The sequence below is a fragment of the Blautia sp. An81 genome, from assembly GCF_002161285.1.
GTDB classification, from domain to species: Bacteria; Bacillota; Clostridia; order Lachnospirales; family Lachnospiraceae; genus Blautia; species Blautia ornithocaccae.
Genome location: NZ_NFHH01000033.1, coordinates 23069 through 39597 on the forward strand (window position 1 = coordinate 23069; position 16529 = coordinate 39597).

Annotated in this window: 13 protein-coding genes, 7 tRNA genes and 1 rRNA gene; 2 read left to right on the plus strand and 19 right to left on the minus strand. The window is 41.1% G+C overall.

Going from position 1 to position 16529, the window contains the following annotated elements:
* Positions 1–11: 11 nt before the first annotated feature.
* The 5 genes from B5G33_RS18675 to B5G33_RS18695 form a co-directional block, all read right to left on the minus strand.
* The gene (locus tag B5G33_RS18675) at positions 12–1337 is read right to left on the minus strand and encodes a glycoside hydrolase family 30 protein (RefSeq protein ID WP_087418743.1); all 1326 of its coding nucleotides are present in this window, start codon (positions 1335–1337) and stop codon (positions 12–14) included.
* Positions 1334–4438, minus strand: a complete 3105-nt coding sequence (locus tag B5G33_RS18680; RefSeq protein ID WP_087418738.1) for a hypothetical protein — start codon at positions 4436–4438, stop codon at positions 1334–1336. The genes B5G33_RS18675 and B5G33_RS18680 overlap by 4 nt, the downstream gene beginning before the upstream one ends.
* A gap of 32 nt (positions 4439–4470) precedes the next feature.
* Positions 4471–7125, minus strand: a complete 2655-nt coding sequence (locus B5G33_RS18685; RefSeq protein WP_087418739.1) for a GH36-type glycosyl hydrolase domain-containing protein — start codon at positions 7123–7125, stop codon at positions 4471–4473.
* 132 nt (positions 7126–7257) lie between these two features.
* Positions 7258–7503 (minus strand): GIY-YIG nuclease family protein, encoded by a 246-nt coding sequence (locus tag B5G33_RS18690; protein ID WP_087418740.1) that lies wholly within the window; start codon positions 7501–7503, stop codon positions 7258–7260.
* 226 nt (positions 7504–7729) lie between these two features.
* Positions 7730–8542 carry a M23 family metallopeptidase gene (locus B5G33_RS18695; RefSeq protein ID WP_087418741.1) on the minus strand — a complete coding sequence of 271 codons (813 nt, stop codon included), beginning with the start codon at positions 8540–8542 and terminating at the stop codon, positions 7730–7732.
* 205 nt (positions 8543–8747) lie between these two features.
* Here B5G33_RS18695 and B5G33_RS18700 point away from each other — a divergent pair, with 205 nt between their 5' ends.
* On the plus strand, positions 8748–9632 hold the full coding sequence (locus B5G33_RS18700) for a hypothetical protein (RefSeq protein ID WP_087274921.1): 885 nt from the start codon (positions 8748–8750) through the stop codon (positions 9630–9632).
* Positions 9633–9637: 5 nt separating this feature from the next.
* Here the strand turns inward: B5G33_RS18700 and B5G33_RS18705 are convergent, their stop codons facing one another.
* The 4 genes from B5G33_RS18705 to B5G33_RS18720 form a co-directional block, all read right to left on the minus strand.
* Positions 9638–10495, minus strand: a complete 858-nt coding sequence (locus B5G33_RS18705) for a SpoIID/LytB domain-containing protein (RefSeq protein ID WP_087418744.1) — start codon at positions 10493–10495, stop codon at positions 9638–9640.
* Between the two features lie 66 nt (positions 10496–10561).
* Positions 10562–11125 carry a tRNA (mnm(5)s(2)U34)-methyltransferase gene (locus B5G33_RS18710; protein WP_087274922.1) on the minus strand — a complete coding sequence of 188 codons (564 nt, stop codon included), beginning with the start codon at positions 11123–11125 and terminating at the stop codon, positions 10562–10564.
* A 21-nt stretch (positions 11126–11146) separates the two neighbouring features.
* On the minus strand, positions 11147–12436 hold the full coding sequence (locus B5G33_RS18715) for an O-acetylhomoserine aminocarboxypropyltransferase/cysteine synthase family protein (protein ID WP_087274923.1): 1290 nt from the start codon (positions 12434–12436) through the stop codon (positions 11147–11149).
* A gap of 95 nt (positions 12437–12531) precedes the next feature.
* Positions 12532–12840: a hypothetical protein gene (locus tag B5G33_RS18720; protein ID WP_087274928.1), complete on the minus strand. Its 309-nt coding sequence runs from the start codon at positions 12838–12840 to the stop codon at positions 12532–12534.
* A gap of 205 nt (positions 12841–13045) precedes the next feature.
* On the opposite strand from B5G33_RS18720, the gene B5G33_RS18725 reads away from it, so the two are divergent.
* The gene (locus tag B5G33_RS18725) at positions 13046–13819 is read left to right on the plus strand and encodes a DUF6062 family protein (RefSeq protein WP_087274924.1); all 774 of its coding nucleotides are present in this window, start codon (positions 13046–13048) and stop codon (positions 13817–13819) included.
* 522 nt (positions 13820–14341) lie between these two features.
* Here the strand turns inward: B5G33_RS18725 and B5G33_RS18730 are convergent.
* From B5G33_RS18730 to B5G33_RS18775, 10 genes are all read right to left on the minus strand, one after another.
* Positions 14342–14947 carry an HD domain-containing protein gene (locus B5G33_RS18730; RefSeq protein ID WP_242974770.1) on the minus strand — a complete coding sequence of 202 codons (606 nt, stop codon included), beginning with the start codon at positions 14945–14947 and terminating at the stop codon, positions 14342–14344.
* A 28-nt stretch (positions 14948–14975) separates the two neighbouring features.
* Positions 14976–15596: a GTP pyrophosphokinase gene (locus B5G33_RS18735; protein WP_087418742.1), complete on the minus strand. Its 621-nt coding sequence runs from the start codon at positions 15594–15596 to the stop codon at positions 14976–14978.
* Between the two features lie 119 nt (positions 15597–15715).
* Positions 15716–15788, minus strand: a tRNA-Lys gene (locus tag B5G33_RS18740).
* Positions 15789–15796: 8 nt separating this feature from the next.
* Positions 15797–15869 (minus strand) — tRNA-Phe (locus B5G33_RS18745).
* A 6-nt stretch (positions 15870–15875) separates the two neighbouring features.
* Positions 15876–15949, minus strand: a tRNA-Met gene (locus tag B5G33_RS18750).
* A 10-nt stretch (positions 15950–15959) separates the two neighbouring features.
* Positions 15960–16032: transfer RNA gene (locus tag B5G33_RS18755), tRNA-Thr, on the minus strand.
* A gap of 23 nt (positions 16033–16055) precedes the next feature.
* Positions 16056–16137: transfer RNA gene (locus B5G33_RS18760), tRNA-Tyr, on the minus strand.
* Between the two features lie 11 nt (positions 16138–16148).
* Positions 16149–16221, minus strand: a tRNA-Val gene (locus B5G33_RS18765).
* A gap of 32 nt (positions 16222–16253) precedes the next feature.
* A tRNA-Asp gene (locus B5G33_RS18770) sits at positions 16254–16327 on the minus strand.
* An 84-nt stretch (positions 16328–16411) separates the two neighbouring features.
* A 23S ribosomal RNA gene (locus B5G33_RS18775) occupies positions 16412–16529 on the minus strand; the annotation flags it as partial.

The window sequence follows — 16529 nt, forward strand, 5'->3', positions numbered from 1 at the left end:
GTGTCATTTTTTTACTTCCAGCATAATGTAACAATACTGTGAGGCTGAAGTTCCAGAGATACGCCTTCTCTTCCTTCTCCTGCATTGACTTTTACCGGGCTGTCCTGTCTGTTTAGAAGTACCAGGATACGTTCACCGTCAGGATTGACAAATGCTGCGCCCTCTGCTTCCATACACCAGGAAGAAACAGGTACGGCTCTTGCTCCTGGCTTTATATATCGGCTGAAATGTCCTATATAGTAGTAACTTAAATGCTTTTCTATTTTTTCAAAGTTTTCTGTACACATCACCGGAGCATCACAGAAATTTCCCACATGATTTGGTCCTCCTTTTTCGTCCAGAAGCAGATTCCAGTCAAAAAAGGCACTGACACCGCTTCGGAAGTTTCCCGCCATATCATGTGCATACATCTCTGCTTTGTAAACTTCGTTATTACGGTCAAATCGGCTGTATTCCACACATCCTTCTGTGAAAAAAATCTCCTTGTCTGAGAACTGTTCCCGGATCATACGGACATTTTCAAAATGGTCACCGGTGTACCAGTGGATTCCAATTCCTTTTACATATTGATGGGCATTCTTCTGTGCCAGCACCTCTTTTGCTCTCTCATATGCAGCTTCTTTATTATGATCCCATATGAAGATGTCCATGTCCTCCAGTCCCTGCTTTTCAAACTCCGGACCAAGATAACTTCCGGCAAAAGTTCCCTCCTGCCGGGGAGTATATCTGCAGGAATCCCAGGTCTGTACAGCATCCGGTTCATTCTGCACCGTGATCCATGAAGTCCGGAATCCCTTTTTGCGGATTTCCTTTACATATTTCGCCAGATATTTCGCCCATCTTTCATAATATTCTTCTTTCAGAAATCCTCCATGATTCATTTCCCCATTGGTTTTCATATAAGCCGGTGGGCTCCATGGAGAAAGGAGAAGAGGAATTTTCTCCTTTCTCTTTTTTTCCGCATCCCGAATCATCGGATATATGTATTTTTCCTCTCTCTCAAGAGAAAATTTTTCAAACGCCGTATCTCCTTCATCTTCATCTGCCGCATAGTTTGAAAGAGCAAAGTCACAGCTGTTCAAATGGGTTCTTCCTATATTATACCGAAGTCCGTCCTCTCCGAAATAGGCATTTATAAAGTTTTCTTTTTCTTGATCAGAAAGGCTGCTGTAGCAAAAGGCTGAACTTTCTGTAAATGCTCCGCCAAAGCCTTTCATTTCCTGCCTTTTTACTTCCGGATAAATGGTAACTGCCTCCATACAGGGGATTTCCTGCATCTTTATATCTTGTTCTTCCCAGTATTTATTCCTTTTGCAGTCTGTTGTGATGACCTTCATATCCATGTCTGCTCCTTTGTAAATATAACTTCCATTTTTTTATAAGATCCGTTTCGTAATCTTTCTGCTGTATCTCCCTCAACTGTTCCTGTCCGTTCTGTATTTCCCTCTCTGTCAGTCAGAAGGATCTCTTTAATCTGATATTCTCCCGGTACCAGGCTCTGCATCTGTTCTGCTTTATAAACAGTCTTGATCTCTCCCAAAAATGTAGTCTCCAAGCTTCCTTCCTTTCCTAAAATATAGGAAGGGATAAAAGGAGTCAGATTTAATTTCAGTTTTCCGTCTTCCACAATAAACGGTTTCTGTCCAAACATCAGAATCTGCCACATCTGTAAAAATTCCGCTGTAGATCCGCTTAATCGTGCCACAAATCCTTTCCCTCTGATCTTTTTATTTGGATTAACACTGCTGGCGATAAAAGAAGAATTCTCCAACAGGCTTCTTCCGTATTTTTCTTCATTCAGGAAGGGAATTGCACAGCAGTGAAAATCTTCTGCAAATTTCTCATATAGTCCTGCTTTCAACAATTCCAGAAGATATTTGTATTCCATATGCAGCCATATAGACTCATTTTCCAGCCAGCCCGGGGTAAAAGCACAGGCACGTCCCAGTTCAAAAGTCGCCTCAGAAAGGGATGCATTGACCTTATACATTTTCAATTCCTGATCATAAAGCCTGCTCTCTCTCACATGACGATAGATTTCTTCTTTTTCTTCTCTGCTCTCTGCCAGTTTCATAGCATGTACAGATCCTTCCAGAAAATCCGGCGTTCTTCTTACTTCAAATTTCAGAGGAAGGATTCCCTGCTGATCCTTCTGATACTCTTTTACCTCATAATAGAAATATGTCGGGCATACCGGGCCTCCGATTTTCTGGGCCTTTTTATTTGCCTGATCAAGAATTCTATCATACGCACCTAAAATACGTATCTGCTCTTCCGGTTTCAGTACTTTCTTCTCGCCGGATACCGCCTTTCCTGTCTGTTCCCAGAATGTCTCTTTTGCCTCATTTATCTTTGTCCAGAAACCATACATTTCTCCGTCTGTATTCTCATTGTCTGCAAGTTCACATGCTTCTGTCAGTTTTTGTGTAAGTTCATAAACTTCTACGGGGATTTCCGTTTCCTGGTGAAGTTTTTCTGCAGTTTTCAGCATAAATTTTATCATTCTTCCTGTTTCATAAGATTCTGCCATGGAAGATCCCAGTAATCCCGGTATACCATTTAAAGCATCGTACCATCCTGGTTTTCCACCTTCCATTTCAATTCCCATTCCATAAGGATCCAGCGCAGATACCTTATTTGCCGCAAGAGTAAACAGTTTCGCCATAAGGCTGACTTTGACAGTTTCTCCTTCATTGTCTTTCAAATACCGATTTTCTTCAAGAGAAGTATCCGCATTATCCTTCAGGAAATGATACTGTCTGATTCCCTTTTCTGTCTCTGCATATCTTTCTCTTCTTGGAAGAATCTGCTTTTCTGCCTGGGTAAACAGATATGTCTTATCCTTATAAAGAAGCTCCTCTTCTTCCTCAGGGTAAACTCCAAGATAGGCCTCCAGAAGATCCAGATTATATGTCCAATGGTCACTCCAGTAGCCTTCTCCAAATTTTGTTCTGTCCATTCGGACAGTGCCGTCCATAATCCGGGCAAACAGAGCTTCTGTATCTTCTACTTTCATTCCTGTTTCCACAAGGTTTTTATACAGCTCCCCAGGAGTAAATTCTTTCTTTAAAAGTTCTTCTATATCTTTTGATACACTTCCCTTTAATTTTTCCAGTTCTTCCTCTTTAACCTGATAAGTCATTTTTTCTACTCCCAGAGGATTATATCCATTGATCTGAAGAGCATTGTAGAATGTTTTGATTCCGCTTCTTCCTACAAATGGAGAAAAGAGTACATCGCTTCTTCTGTTCTGGTTTACATCACGGAAATTTCCATTTCCCTGAGAGTAAAATTCCGGAAGCATAGAAAAGAAGTTATAATCTCTTTCCATATCTCCATGTTTTCTGGAATAAAGATAAAAAATCTGCTTTTCTCCCAGTTTCACCGGATATCCGCCTCTTAAAAGATTATCCAGATAACACTGCCTGCTGTAACCGTCAAATAGGCTGTCTGCCGTTTTTGCTCCGATTCTCTCCGTAATCTCATCTGCCAGTGCTTTTGCTCTCTTTTGTTTTTCTTCGAACCAGCCTTTTTCCAGCATTTTATTTTCTAAATTTTCATAAGCTTCCAGACTTTCGCTCATTCCGTAGATTTCCTGGATTTCTTCAGATTCTCCCGGTTTCAGCATCTGCTCTGTAAGAAAGAAGCAGCAGGGCGCATCGTTACAGGTCACCTGTTCTTCTTCCAAAAGTCTGCCTATACTCTGTTTTACAAAATTTACAGCATTTTGCAGTGAGCTGTCATATGAAAAAAGCACTTCTTTATCCACCACCACTGGAAGGAATTCCCCTTCTTTTTTGGTACCTAGAGCAAAATTCATGCCTTTTACTTCTGTGACCTCTGCAGAATCTTCCATACTTGCACGTACTTTAAATTTAGGGCAATTTTTCTCTGCATCCAAAACCTGGAACCAGGCTTTGGATGTCTGGCCCATTTCTTTCATACCGGAAGCAGATACCCCGTAAGGGAGGAGTTCTGCAGCGCCGTCTGCAATTTCCAGATGCAGATCTTTTTCTGTTTTATTCTCAATTTTTACCGATCTCATCATTCCTGCCAAAGCTTCTTCCGGCAATGTTTCATATTCTACTGTAAGTTTATATTCTTCCGTCTCTTCTACCAGTTTCAGGCTGTTCATGCCCACATACATGGTCTGTATATTCTCCGGATCTGAAAATGCTTCCCGGTAGATTCCGTTAATTTTTAAAAAGGTACGGAAGCCCATGAGAGATGTTCTTTCATACGCCTGATGTGCAGGATAAAATTCCATGATAGAATGATCCTTATCCTGAACTCCAAAGCAGGACACTGCCTGTCCCCTGTTGGTATAGTAACACCACATAGGAATTCCTTTTTCTCCGCTGATACCGGGCAGAAAACTGGCAAATAAAGATTTTTTCTGATAATCTTTCATTTCATAAGTTGTTCTTGTTTCTGACATTTTATAATTTTCTCCTCTTTCTTCCTTAATGATCACTCTAAAATGATCCGGATACTATTTTCTCTATATTCCGGCAGATTTTCCAGATAAGATCTTTCAATAACCGGATTTTCATGCTGAAATGGATAGATTTTTCCGTTTATATAGATGCTTTCAACTTCATAGTCACCGATTTCTTTATGCTGTTTGTTAATGTAGCTGATACTCAATTTTCTTCCGGCAAATCTACAGTTTACCTCTGCAATCCCTTCTTCTCCAAACTGTTCTGCCAGAAGTTTCGGAGCGATTTTCATATTTCCTTTTTCCCCTGTTATACCGAACATCTGTGTAAGAACTGTAAGGATCAGCCAGCTTGCCGCACCGGTAAGATAAGGATACATTCCTCTTCCTCTGGGGCTGAAATATTCAGGGATCCCCGGATACAGAAAACTGGTTCCAAAATCCAGACTTTGGTCTGCCAGCGCCTTAATGGCCTGATATCCTTCTTTAATAAAATTTCTGCTGTACAGTGCATATGCATACATCACCGTCATATGACTGAATACAGCCCCGTTTTCTTTATGGCCATAGGCAAAACCAAACATTCTGCCCAAATTCATGTCATTTTCTTTAAAATCTGTGTTCAGTCTGTATCCTCCTGCTTTTGGACAGAACAAATATTCCTGGGCCGCCTTGGCAACTTTCTCCACCTGTTCATCTGTGGCGGTTCCAGACAGGATAGTAAATACCTGGCTTGTAAGCATCATCCTTACAATATTATTTTTCATTCCCTCTGCCTGTCTTCCCAGATTGTCATAATATCCGTTAAACCAGATATTCCCTTTTTGATCTCCTGTTAATTCCGTTCTCCTGATATGTCCGCTGATCCATTCTCCCATAGCTCTGAATATTTCAGCCAGTTCCTTCACCGCTATATCCTCAGTTTCTCCCGTTATCCTGGGCTGGCATATCTGACAGTATTTCTTCAGGATTTCTCTTTTTTTCTCCTGGTCTTCATAAACAGCTGTGTCTTTTGTCAGGAGCATTTTTAATTCCCTGAAAACTTTCACACTGTGGATGCCTCTTGTCTCCAGAGTTTCAAAAAGATCTGCCATTTCTTTAAAGTTTCCGCTGTAAGCTGCAGTAAACGCTACAGTTTCTCCTCTTTGAGAAGCCATATCCAATGCATCGTTCCAGTCTGCTCCTCTCAAGCGCATATGGTTGTGTTCTCCTACCTCATAGAATTGAGCCAGGTTCTGGAGCATCAGATGCTCCAGCACAGTTCCCATGTATTCCTTACTTTCTTTTGTCAGAAGGACATTTTTGTCTTCTGCCGGATTTTCTTCCAGTTTTTCTCCTCTGTATAAAATACGATCTTTAAAGTATGGTTTTTCTTCTAAAAGAAAAGCATAGTCTCCTGTCTGTTCCAGATAAAGCGAAACTGTACGGAAACACCAGTAAGCATGATCTGACCAAACTCTGACAATAGAATTTCTGTCCGCAATAAATTCTCCCGGCCTGCTGCCGATAATCGTTGCATTCGTTCCATCAATACGGACCCCGGCAAAAAAGTTTCCCAGATCTTCTCTCACTGAGCCGGGATCCATCAGAATAAGAGACAGACAGTCCTGCCACAGATCTCTCCATCCTCTCCCCCCTCTTCCATAATCATGGTAGGGAAGGAAAGAACATCCGAAAATCCTTCTTAAATGGGGCTGAAGGCTGATCCAGCTGATCCAGCTGTCAAAAGCTTTGTTTGAGGACTGGCATGTGATCAGTTTTTGTTGTTCCCAATAGTCCTTCATATTTCTGAAAGCTTCCATAGTTTTTCCCATTTCCAGATAGCAAAGCCCTTCTTCTCCATAACTGAGTACTACCACATAGCTGTGCTTTTCTCCTGGAAGAAGAGAGATTTTCTTAAACCACAGAGCTCCCATTGCCTCATAGCCCTCACAGACATAGCCCGGTTGCTGCAAATCTTTCTCCTGATCCAGAAGGCTTTTCGGTGCCAGCAGATTTCCTCCTTCTCCGATGAAATCCTCTACAAAAGGAATTGCGCCTTCTGGTTTCTCCCCATACTCATCTCTTGCAAATACCCCATAGGAAAGGTCATTTTTATGATGTCCTCTTTCGTCAAAGGCCATAGATGGCGTTACCAGGATTCCGTCTTCTTTTATTTGTATCCTGTTCAAAAGAGAAGTCACATGCCGGTGGTCTCTTAAATGATCTGCCCCTCTTCCGTAAATAGGCACTGCCGTTACCGGGGTCAGTTCCAAAACTTCATCGCCCTTGTTTTCCAGCGTCACCAGCATAATTTCTGCCGCTTCTTTTCCTGCCGGGCAAAAAGAAAGTACAGATGCCGTAAGCCCTGTCTCTTCTTCTTTTCTCTCTGTCCTTTGCCAGTAAGCCCCCATATGTACGCAGCTTTTTTCCGAATCCTTTCCCACCTGCTGCGCAGAATATCCAAAAACTGACCAAACTCTGTCCTTCTCCATAACGCACCAGAAGTTTCTGGAGCTCATACTGCTGTGAAGATTCTCCACACTCACCGGCTCCAGCAGGAAATGGTTCTGAGAAATCTTGCTGTCTCCATGTCCGTCGGGGGTAATACAGCTCATGATTTTTTCATTTACCAGAGGCATGTAGAGATAGCTGATATCCCCTGCATCCTTTAGATAAAATTTCGTATCAGAAAGTCTGTAATCCATAATATTCCTCCTGCCTACATAGTCTATAGCTTTTATTATAAAGTCCGTCTTCCCCCGTCCACAGTAAGCGTTTTTTATTCAGGTGTCGATTTTTTATCATGAAGATTCTGCAGAAATAAAAAAAGAACCTTTTTATCGCTTCTCTTTAATCAGTGCTATTTTCTCTTTTCTTGTCATTTTCTTAATTTCCCATTCCCTCTGCATGGCTTCTTTCTTTGTCTGAAAAGTCTCAAAGTATGCCAGTTCCACCGGAAGCCTGGCTTTTGTATATTTTGCCCCTTTTCCAGCATTATGACAGTTAAGCCTTTTCTCCAGATTGTTTGTCCATCCTGTATAAAGACTTCCATCTCTGCACCGCAGTATATAGGTATAATTCATTTCTTCTGCTCCCAATCTATGTAATGGACGCCTCATCTGCATACAGAGCCAGACATGACGCCCTATATGTTAAGCTGCCGATAAAAATGGTACTTTACCAATAGGACTGATTTTCCTGCCACTGGCAGGCTCAGTCATAAAAGACTGTAAGAGTATGATCGGCTGCGGATTTTTCCGCATACTTTATTATACTCTTACAGCCTGAAATTGTGAATCCCTTCTGTTCTTATGGAAGATACTGGAGGGGATCCAGAGGTGTCCCATCTTTCTGCAGGGAAAAATACAGATTTGCCCCTTCCTCTGTATAATATTTGGTAGGTTCGTTGATATAACCCAGAACAGCTCCTGCGGAGACATATTCTTCTGCCTGGAAAGGAACGTCTTTCAGCTGTCCGTAAATCGCCTGATATCCATTTCCCATATCCACAGTTACTGTAGTTCCTGTCTCTTCATTCTCCACAATAGACAAAATCTGTCCGTTGGCAACTGCCGCTACCGGCGATCCTACCTCTGCCGAAATAGCAATGGCAGGGCTGGTCTTATAGACATTCAGCGTAGGGAAATACACGGTATTGTCCATATTATAGTCAATGACCACCTGTCCGTTTACCGGCCACTCCATAAGAGAGCTCTCTGTAAAATTCAGTTCAGGAGCCATGGCTGTTTCCACCTGCTCTGTTACCTGAGCCGAAGCAGCCTCAGAATCCTGGGCAGCCTGGTCCTGACTTTCATCTGTCTGTTCTGCACTCTCTGTATTTTCTGCCTGTTCTCCGGCAGCATCAGACTGTTGTGAATCTTCTTCCTCTACATCTCTGGTTCCTTCTACATTAGATGTATTAGCATCCGCAGTTTCTTCTGAATCCTCTCTCTCCTCAGTCTTTATTGCCTGATCCACAGAATCCTCCTCGTTCTCCATAACAAGTTCTTTCTCATTTGGTGTGCTCTTACTCCCGGACTGATACACAACTCCGCATGTAACCACCAGAGCCAGTGTCAAAATACTGCCCAGCAGCACTCGAATTTTCCTCTTTTTATTCATAATCATCACCTCTGACTATCCTGGAGCAATCCGCCCCTTTTTGTTTTCACATATAGGATTGCCAGAAAATGAAAACTTATACACAATTCATTTCTCTTTTTCCCCCTTATATGATAAAATGGTGATATCAGGGTCAAAAGATCATGTAATTTCGTGCTTGCATGAAATTATTTTAGAATTAAATACTTCATATGGAGGAGCTTACATGGGGAAAACTTATAAAGGCTGGTTTGCAGCCGTATTTATTCTGATAGACTGCCTGGTCCTGCTGCTTTGTTACCATCTCACCCAGGCACCGGTACTTTACTATATCCTGGCAGCAATTATACTTCTGTCCAGTATCTTTTATATTATCTATAAACTTCGTCCCGGACTCCGGGATTTTTTAGACGACCATGTGGACATTCCCTTTTTCTATGCTCTTATTGTACTCCTGTGCAGCATTGTCTTTCTCCGCACAGGTGTTATGGATATTTTATCCTTGAGAGAACCATCACGGGCCGTACTCAGCAATGCAGAATTCACTATGCACCGGCATATTCTGAATCTGAATACCTATACCCTTACCGGAATAGATGAAAATGAAGAGCAGATTTCTCTGAATATTAACAGAGAACTGTACAATTCCTATTCCTATGCAGTTCCTTCTGAAGAACTGGAAAATAATTCACAGATACAGTCTTATTCCTACTCGGAAAATGCGCTCTTTGATGTGAGCTATCTTTCTGGTTCCAAAAAAGTAGTCAGTATCTCTGCTCAGGAACTGCCGGAAGATGATTCAGAAGACTCCCAGAATCTTGTATCAGATACTACCAGTCTGGAAAGCCTCCAGGCAGAAATCACCTCCATTATTGATGCTACAACTATGGAGGCCAAAGTTACAGACTTAGAAGATTATTCGGGAAATGATATAAAAACAGGAAGCACCATTACCATCCACGGGACTATGACCCTCCTTTATCCCTTTAATGTCCAGGGATTCTATGAAATTAAGGAAGGGGATCAGGTAAGCTTTGATATCTCCTCCGTTTCTGCCGAAGACGGCATAACCGTAGAAACCTCCTACCTGAATCTTGTTACCGCTCCCTGAATTTCTCATTTTAGCGATTCTATTGTAAGGTCAGGGAAAAAGTACTGAAGAATCTCTTCATACTTTTTCCCTTCTAAAGCCATTTGCTGGGCAGTATACTGGCTGATTCCCATCCCATGTCCTGAACCTCTGCATAAAAAACGTACTTCTCCCTCCAGCTTCTGTACTGTAAAACAAGAAGATGGAAGTTCCAGCACCTCTTTTATCTCCTCCCCCTGAAATTCCTGGTTCCCTATCATAATTTCCATAACATATCCGGCTGAATCCGAAGACTTTATTTCCACTGTCACTTCCTCATCGAGAACAAACCCTGGATATTTCTCCTTGATCTTCTCCTCCAGTTCTTTTACAGAAAAATAACATCCCTCTACATATTCTGCACTGTCTATATCTCCTGAAGTATCTACTGAAGGTATGTATTTAAAATTTTCTCCCAGAACTTCCCCTCCATCTCTGGTCCTGCCGCTGCTTACTCCATGATAGGGGATTTCTTTTATTTCTCCGTTCTGTTTCAGTACCTGGCCCTCTGTCTCTCTGGCAGCCTCCCAGAAGACCTGATATTTATCCATCACAACGCTGTTCATATCCTGTTTTCTTATATAATCCGCTGCAGCTTCTATCATTTCATTTTTCTCCTGGCTGCTGTACAGATTGCTCCTTACTGCCAGAGTCTGAACCTTGATGGCCTCTTTGCTGTAATCCCAGGAAATCTGTGAAGCTGTAACAGCCGGCACATATTCCTCCAGGCTGATATCCCTGCTTAAAGGGCATGCCTTTCTTCCCAGAATAAGAACCGTCAGCAAATAGGGAAGAAGTATAAAAAGCAAAAGAATAAATGCAAAAGAATCTTTTTCCTTATTCATAAAAACAGGGACCTGCATTCTGACTTATCTTATTATATGTCAGAAAACGCAAGTCCCATACATTCTTTACTTCTTTACAACAAATACCGGCAGAGGAGGGTCTTTTTTTCTGTTATAGAAACTATTCATAATAACCAGATACCGCTTCTCATCTAAAGCTTTCAGATACTCCAGGATTTTCTCTTTCTCCTCATATCCTGTATCTCCGCCGCTGTAGATGCAAAGAGCCATGACTCCTCCTCTTTTCAGCAGGGCAAGCCCTGTATCAACAGCTTTTACACTGGTATCTGCCCGGGTAGCCAGTTCATGGTCTCCTCCCGGAAGATAGCCGAAATTAAAAATAATCCCATCTACAGATTCTTTTTCTGCGTAGTGGTCTATAAACACATGGCTTTCCAGATACAGACCGGCTCTTTCTCTCATCTGGTGTTCCCTGAGAAGCTTATCTGTAGCTTCCAAAGCCCGTTCCTGGATATCAAAAGCCAGCACCTTTCCTTTTTCTCCGGCCATCTCACAGAGAAACAGCGTATCATGGCCATTTCCCATGGTAGCGTCTATATAGACGCCTTCCTCTTTTACCTGGAGTCGAAACAATTCATGAACCCAGGTAGTGATCTGATATAAATTCATAATCTATTTCCTGGAAATATCTTACTTTTCACTTGCTGCAAGAGCCTGTTCCAGATCTCCGATGATATCATCAACATGTTCGATTCCCACAGAAAGACGGATCATTCCCGGAGAAACTCCGGCGGCTACAAGCTGCTCATCATTCAGCTGTCTGTGTGTATGGCTGGCAGGATGAAGAACACTGGTCTTGGCATCTGCCACATGAGTTACAATAGAAGCCAGCTTCAGACTGTCCATAAATTTCACTGCTGCTTCTCTTCCGGCTTTCAGTTCAAAAGATATTACGCCGCAGGTACCCTTTGGCATATACTTCTGTGCCAAAGAATAATACTTATCACCCGGAAGTCCCGGATAATTTACTTTTCCAACAAGTGGATGAGCTTCCAGGTATTCTGCTACCTTCTGAGCATTGTAGCAATGTCTTTCTACTCTCAGCACCAGAGATTCCAGTCCCAGATTCAGAATAAAGCAGTTCATAGGAGAAGGTATAGAGCCTAAGTCTCTCATAAGCTGAGCATTAATCTTAGTGATATAAGCCTCTTTTCCAAACTGTTTTGTATAGATGACTCCATGGTAGGATTCATCCGGCTTAGTCAGACCTGGGAATTTATCGGCATGAGCTTCCCAGTCAAAGTTTCCGCTGTCCACGATAGCTCCACCTACCTGGGCTGCATGTCCATCCATATATTTTGTAGTGGAATGTGTTACAATATCCGCTCCCCATTCAAAAGGACGGCAGTTTACAGGAGTAGCAAAGGTATTGTCCACGATTAAAGGAACGCCGTGGCTGTGGGCCAGTTCTGCCATCTTTTCAATATCCAGAACTACCAGCGCCGGATTTGCAATAGTCTCTGCGATAACAGCTTTTGTATTTGGTCGGAAAGCCTTATCCAGCTCTTCCTTAGGTGCATCCACATCAATAAATGTACATTCGATTCCCATCTTTTTAGCTGTAACTCCCAGGACATTTAAAGTTCCGCCGTAAATTGCAGATGCACAGATTACATGATCTCCGGCTTCACAGATATTAAATACCGCATAAAAATTTGCTGCCTGTCCAGAAGAAGTAAGGACAGCCGCTACGCCGCCTTCCAGATCTGCAATTTTAGCAGCCACCAGGTCATTTGTAGGATTCTGACATCTTGTATAAAAATATCCATTATCCTTCAGATCAAAAAGACGTCCCATCTCTTCTGTAGTGTCATATTTGAAGGTTGTACTCTGATAGATGGGCATCATTCTCGGTTCACCTTTTTTCGGCTTCCAGCCGGACTGGATACATTTCGTTTCAATATGGTATTCCTTGCTCATTTCATTCCTCTCCATTCTGTATATATTCTGAAAACCATTTTACCACTTTTTCATCTGCCGGGATACCAGAAAATCATCTTGATTTTGAAAATTCCCTATCTTCTATAATATTTCTGTCCTACCAGGATCACAGCCACGAACAGAACGATTCCTATAGCCAGAATGATCAGGGACATCTCATCACTTACTGGATGAACCATTGGAAGAATTCCCAGAATCATCAGGTCAGCTCCCAGAACTGCTATTCCTCCTCCTATAGTCATCATAAATTTTCTTTCATTTTTCGGGGAAACACCACTGGAAAACCGTTCTCTGATCATAGAGGGCTTTCCCTTCCATCCCAGAAAAATTCCTGCCAGAATAATAATCCCTGCCAGAATAACTAATACTTCATCTCTTGTCATAATAATTCCTTTCTTTCTGCAGTTTATATCCATCTTATCAAACCCTGCTTTTCTTGTAAATACTATAATATCTTCTCCTTTATGTCCACATCCCCTGAAATTTTTGGAGGAGTTTTCCACATTTTTTATCTCTCTCCACATCAGTCTCTTTTCTTATCTTCTCATTTATGTTACTCTTAAAAAAACAGGAAACGAGGAAAAAACTATGAAAGAAAAAATATATACCATTCCTTTAATGGATGCCTTCAAAGCAGAAGATGAATGTCCCTTCTGCTTTATTGAAAGAAATCTGGAGCAGCACGCTATGGACTTTGTTCTGGGCTCCGGTGCCTCTTATATGGAAGACGATGTAAGAGCTGAAACAGATAAAATGGGCTTCTGTCGAACCCACTATAAAAAAATGTTCGACTATGGAAACCGTCTGGGATGCGGCCTTATTCTTACTACCCATTTTAAAAAGAAAAATGAAGAGCTGAAACAGCAGATAAAGATGTTCTCCCCTGGAAAAGCTTCCATGCTGGGACATTTCAAAAAAGCAAAGATTGATACGGACAATCCTAAGACCTCTATTGGAAACTGGGTAAAAGAACAGGAAAATTCCTGCTATATTTGCGATTACTATCAAAATACATACAATCGCTATCTGGATACCTTCTTTGAACTATACAGGAAAAATCCTGAATTCAAAGACCTTTTCAAAAACAGCAAGGGCTTCTGTCTTCCCCATTTTTCAGACCTGGTAGAAACAGCAGAAGTACTTCTCTCTGACAAAGAAAAAAGAGACTTCTATGATCATCTCTTTCCTCTTATGACAGAGAATCTTCAGAGAGTCACAGATGACCTGGAATGGTTCTGTGATAAATTTGACTACAAAAACAAAGATGCGGACTGGAAAAATTCCAGAGATGCCATTCAGAGAGGCATGCAGAAAGCAGCCGGCAGCTATCCCGCCGATCCGCCCTATAAAGCAGAAAAATAAGAAATTAAAAAGGAAAACTAAAATAAATATAAATCAAAAAAATCCTTTTTTATTTTTCTTTTAGCTTTTTGTCACAGATTATCCTTATTTACCATGTATATTAATACTTGTAAAAGCCAATAAGACTTTTTCAAAATCTTTTTCTTTTCATATACTGACATAGGAAATGTCAGTTACTCCTTCTTTTTTATGATTATAAGACAAGAGCAGGAATCAGCCCCCTCAGATTCCTGCTCTTGTTGCGTTATCCTGACTTTATGATGATTTATGCAATATTGGTATATAATTTGTAATTTTTTTCAATTTCACATTTCTTTTATTTTTTCATCACAGAATCATCACATTTTCCCGTTATAGTATTACTTGTAAAAGCCGATAAGACTTTTTCAAAAATCTTTTTCTTTTTCATATGCCGGTATTAATTTTAACCGGCTCTCCTTCTTTTTAATATTTTACAATATTAAAAAAAGAGAAACCAGAATCAACCTTCCCCCCTCATTGATTCTGGTTTCTTTTTTGTCATTATTTCAAATTTACTATCTCGTAGATATCTCCTCCTGCTTTTTCATCAAAATAATTCTTCAATTCAAAAAAAGATTTCCACTTTGAAATAGTCAGCTCATTAAAGCCTCTCCTCATAACTACATCTACCAGTCTCTTTTCCAGAAAAGTGGGACCGTCCGGAAAAGAAATGGCATCACAGAGCTGAATAAGTCTGTCATAATCATCATATTCTGTATTTTCCAAGTATTCCTTAATAAACAAAGTTTCCTCTTCATTACAATCATTCTTTCCGTTATATGCTCTAACATCTTTGTAAGGAAAGGAATGAGTTAAACAAATCCTCGAAATGTCCACATATCCTTTGGAAAGCATAAAGTGATATCCACATAATATATGCTTCATGTCCATAACTCCCTCTCTTCTCCCTATATCATGAAGAAGTCCCATCACATACGCCTTCTCATCCTCCATTCCTTTACAGTTCTCCGCAATTTTTTTCGCACAATAACCCGCTGTTCTGCAATGTGCTGTCCATGGACCTGGATTTCGCTTTTCTGCCTCACACAGCAGCATTTCTGCTTCTTCTTTTGTTGGAATCTTGCTAATCATATTCTGAGCATACATAATCCTGCCTCCCTTTATTTACTACTGTTTATCCTTCCTCCTTATTATTTTCCTCTTTTAATTCAAAGAGCTGCTTTTCACAGTCTCTCAGTTCTTCAGCAAACTCTAAAAATACTTTTCTTGATTTCTTGATGTTTACATTTGATGACTTGTAAATAATCCTGTGTTCCATACTGGCCCATAGATCCATAGTCAAGGTCCGTATCTGTACCTCCACCGGATAGTATTCTTTGCTGTCTGTGTGATACACTGGAACCCCTAAAATAATGTGATAGCTCTTATATCCATTTGGCTTAGGCTTTGCGATATAGTCACTTTCCCTCATACAGATTAAATCTGTATACTTCTTAATCTGCTCCGCCACGTGATAAACATCTGATTCAAAATAACAGATAATTCTGATTCCTGCAATATCTGTAAGATGATTTTTCGCGGTTTCAAAGTCTTTCTTTAGTTCTTTCTTCTCCAGCTTTCCTAGAATGCTTTCTTTAGTTTTTATCCTGGTCTGTATATTATGAATAGGATAATCTTTATACTTCTCTCTATAATCATCATTCAAAATATTTATCTGAACCATAAGAAAATCCATGGCTTCCTGATAAGGCTTTATGAATTGAAAATAATCTTCTGTTTCATGTAAAATATCCATAATTTTATACCTCCTTTCCTATCCTAGCAAAAAATTATGTAAATTCCATGGAATGTTTCTAAAGAAAACAAAAAAGACTTAAATCCTTAAAAAATAAAGATTTAAGTCTTCATAATCAATGAAGCATCGGGGATTCGAACCCCGGACAACTTGATTAAAAGTCAAGTGCTCTACCGACTGAGCTAATGCTCCATAAAAAATGCCCAGAGCCGGAATCGAACCAGCGACACGAGGATTTTCAGTCCTCTGCTCTACCAACTGAGCTATCTGGGCATTAAGTAGCGGGGGCAGGATTTGAACCTGCGACCTTCGGGTTATGAGCCCGACGAGCTTCCAGACTGCTCCACCCCGCGTTATTATCTAAGCCGATGATCGGACTCGAACCGATAACCTGCTGATTACAAATCAGCTGCTCTGCCAATTGAGCCACATCGGCATGATGTGGTATTCAATTTTAAATGGGCGATGGTGGATTCGAACCACCGAAGGCGTTGCCAGCAGATTTACAGTCTGTCCCCTTTGGCCACTCGGGAAATCGCCCTTATTATAAAATGGGACCTATAGGGCTCGAACCTATGACCCTCTGCTTGTAAGGCAGATGCTCTCCCAGCTGAGCTAAGATCCCATTATAGATAAATGTTTCTTTTCAGAAACAAACGACCCAGAAGAGACTCGAACTCTCGACCTCCGCCGTGACAGGGCGGCGCTCTAACCAACTGAGCCACTGGGCCGTATTAAGAAGGTTCTGTACCTTCAAAACCACATATGTAAAACCTATATCCAACTTTACCGCTTCGCTTAATCTCTTAAGCTTTTAGGTCAAGCCCTCGACCGATTAGTAGCAGTCAGCTCCATGCATTGCTGCACTTCCACCTCTGCCCTATCTACCTCGTCGTCTTCAAGGGGTCTTACTCCTTTCGGATGGGACATCTC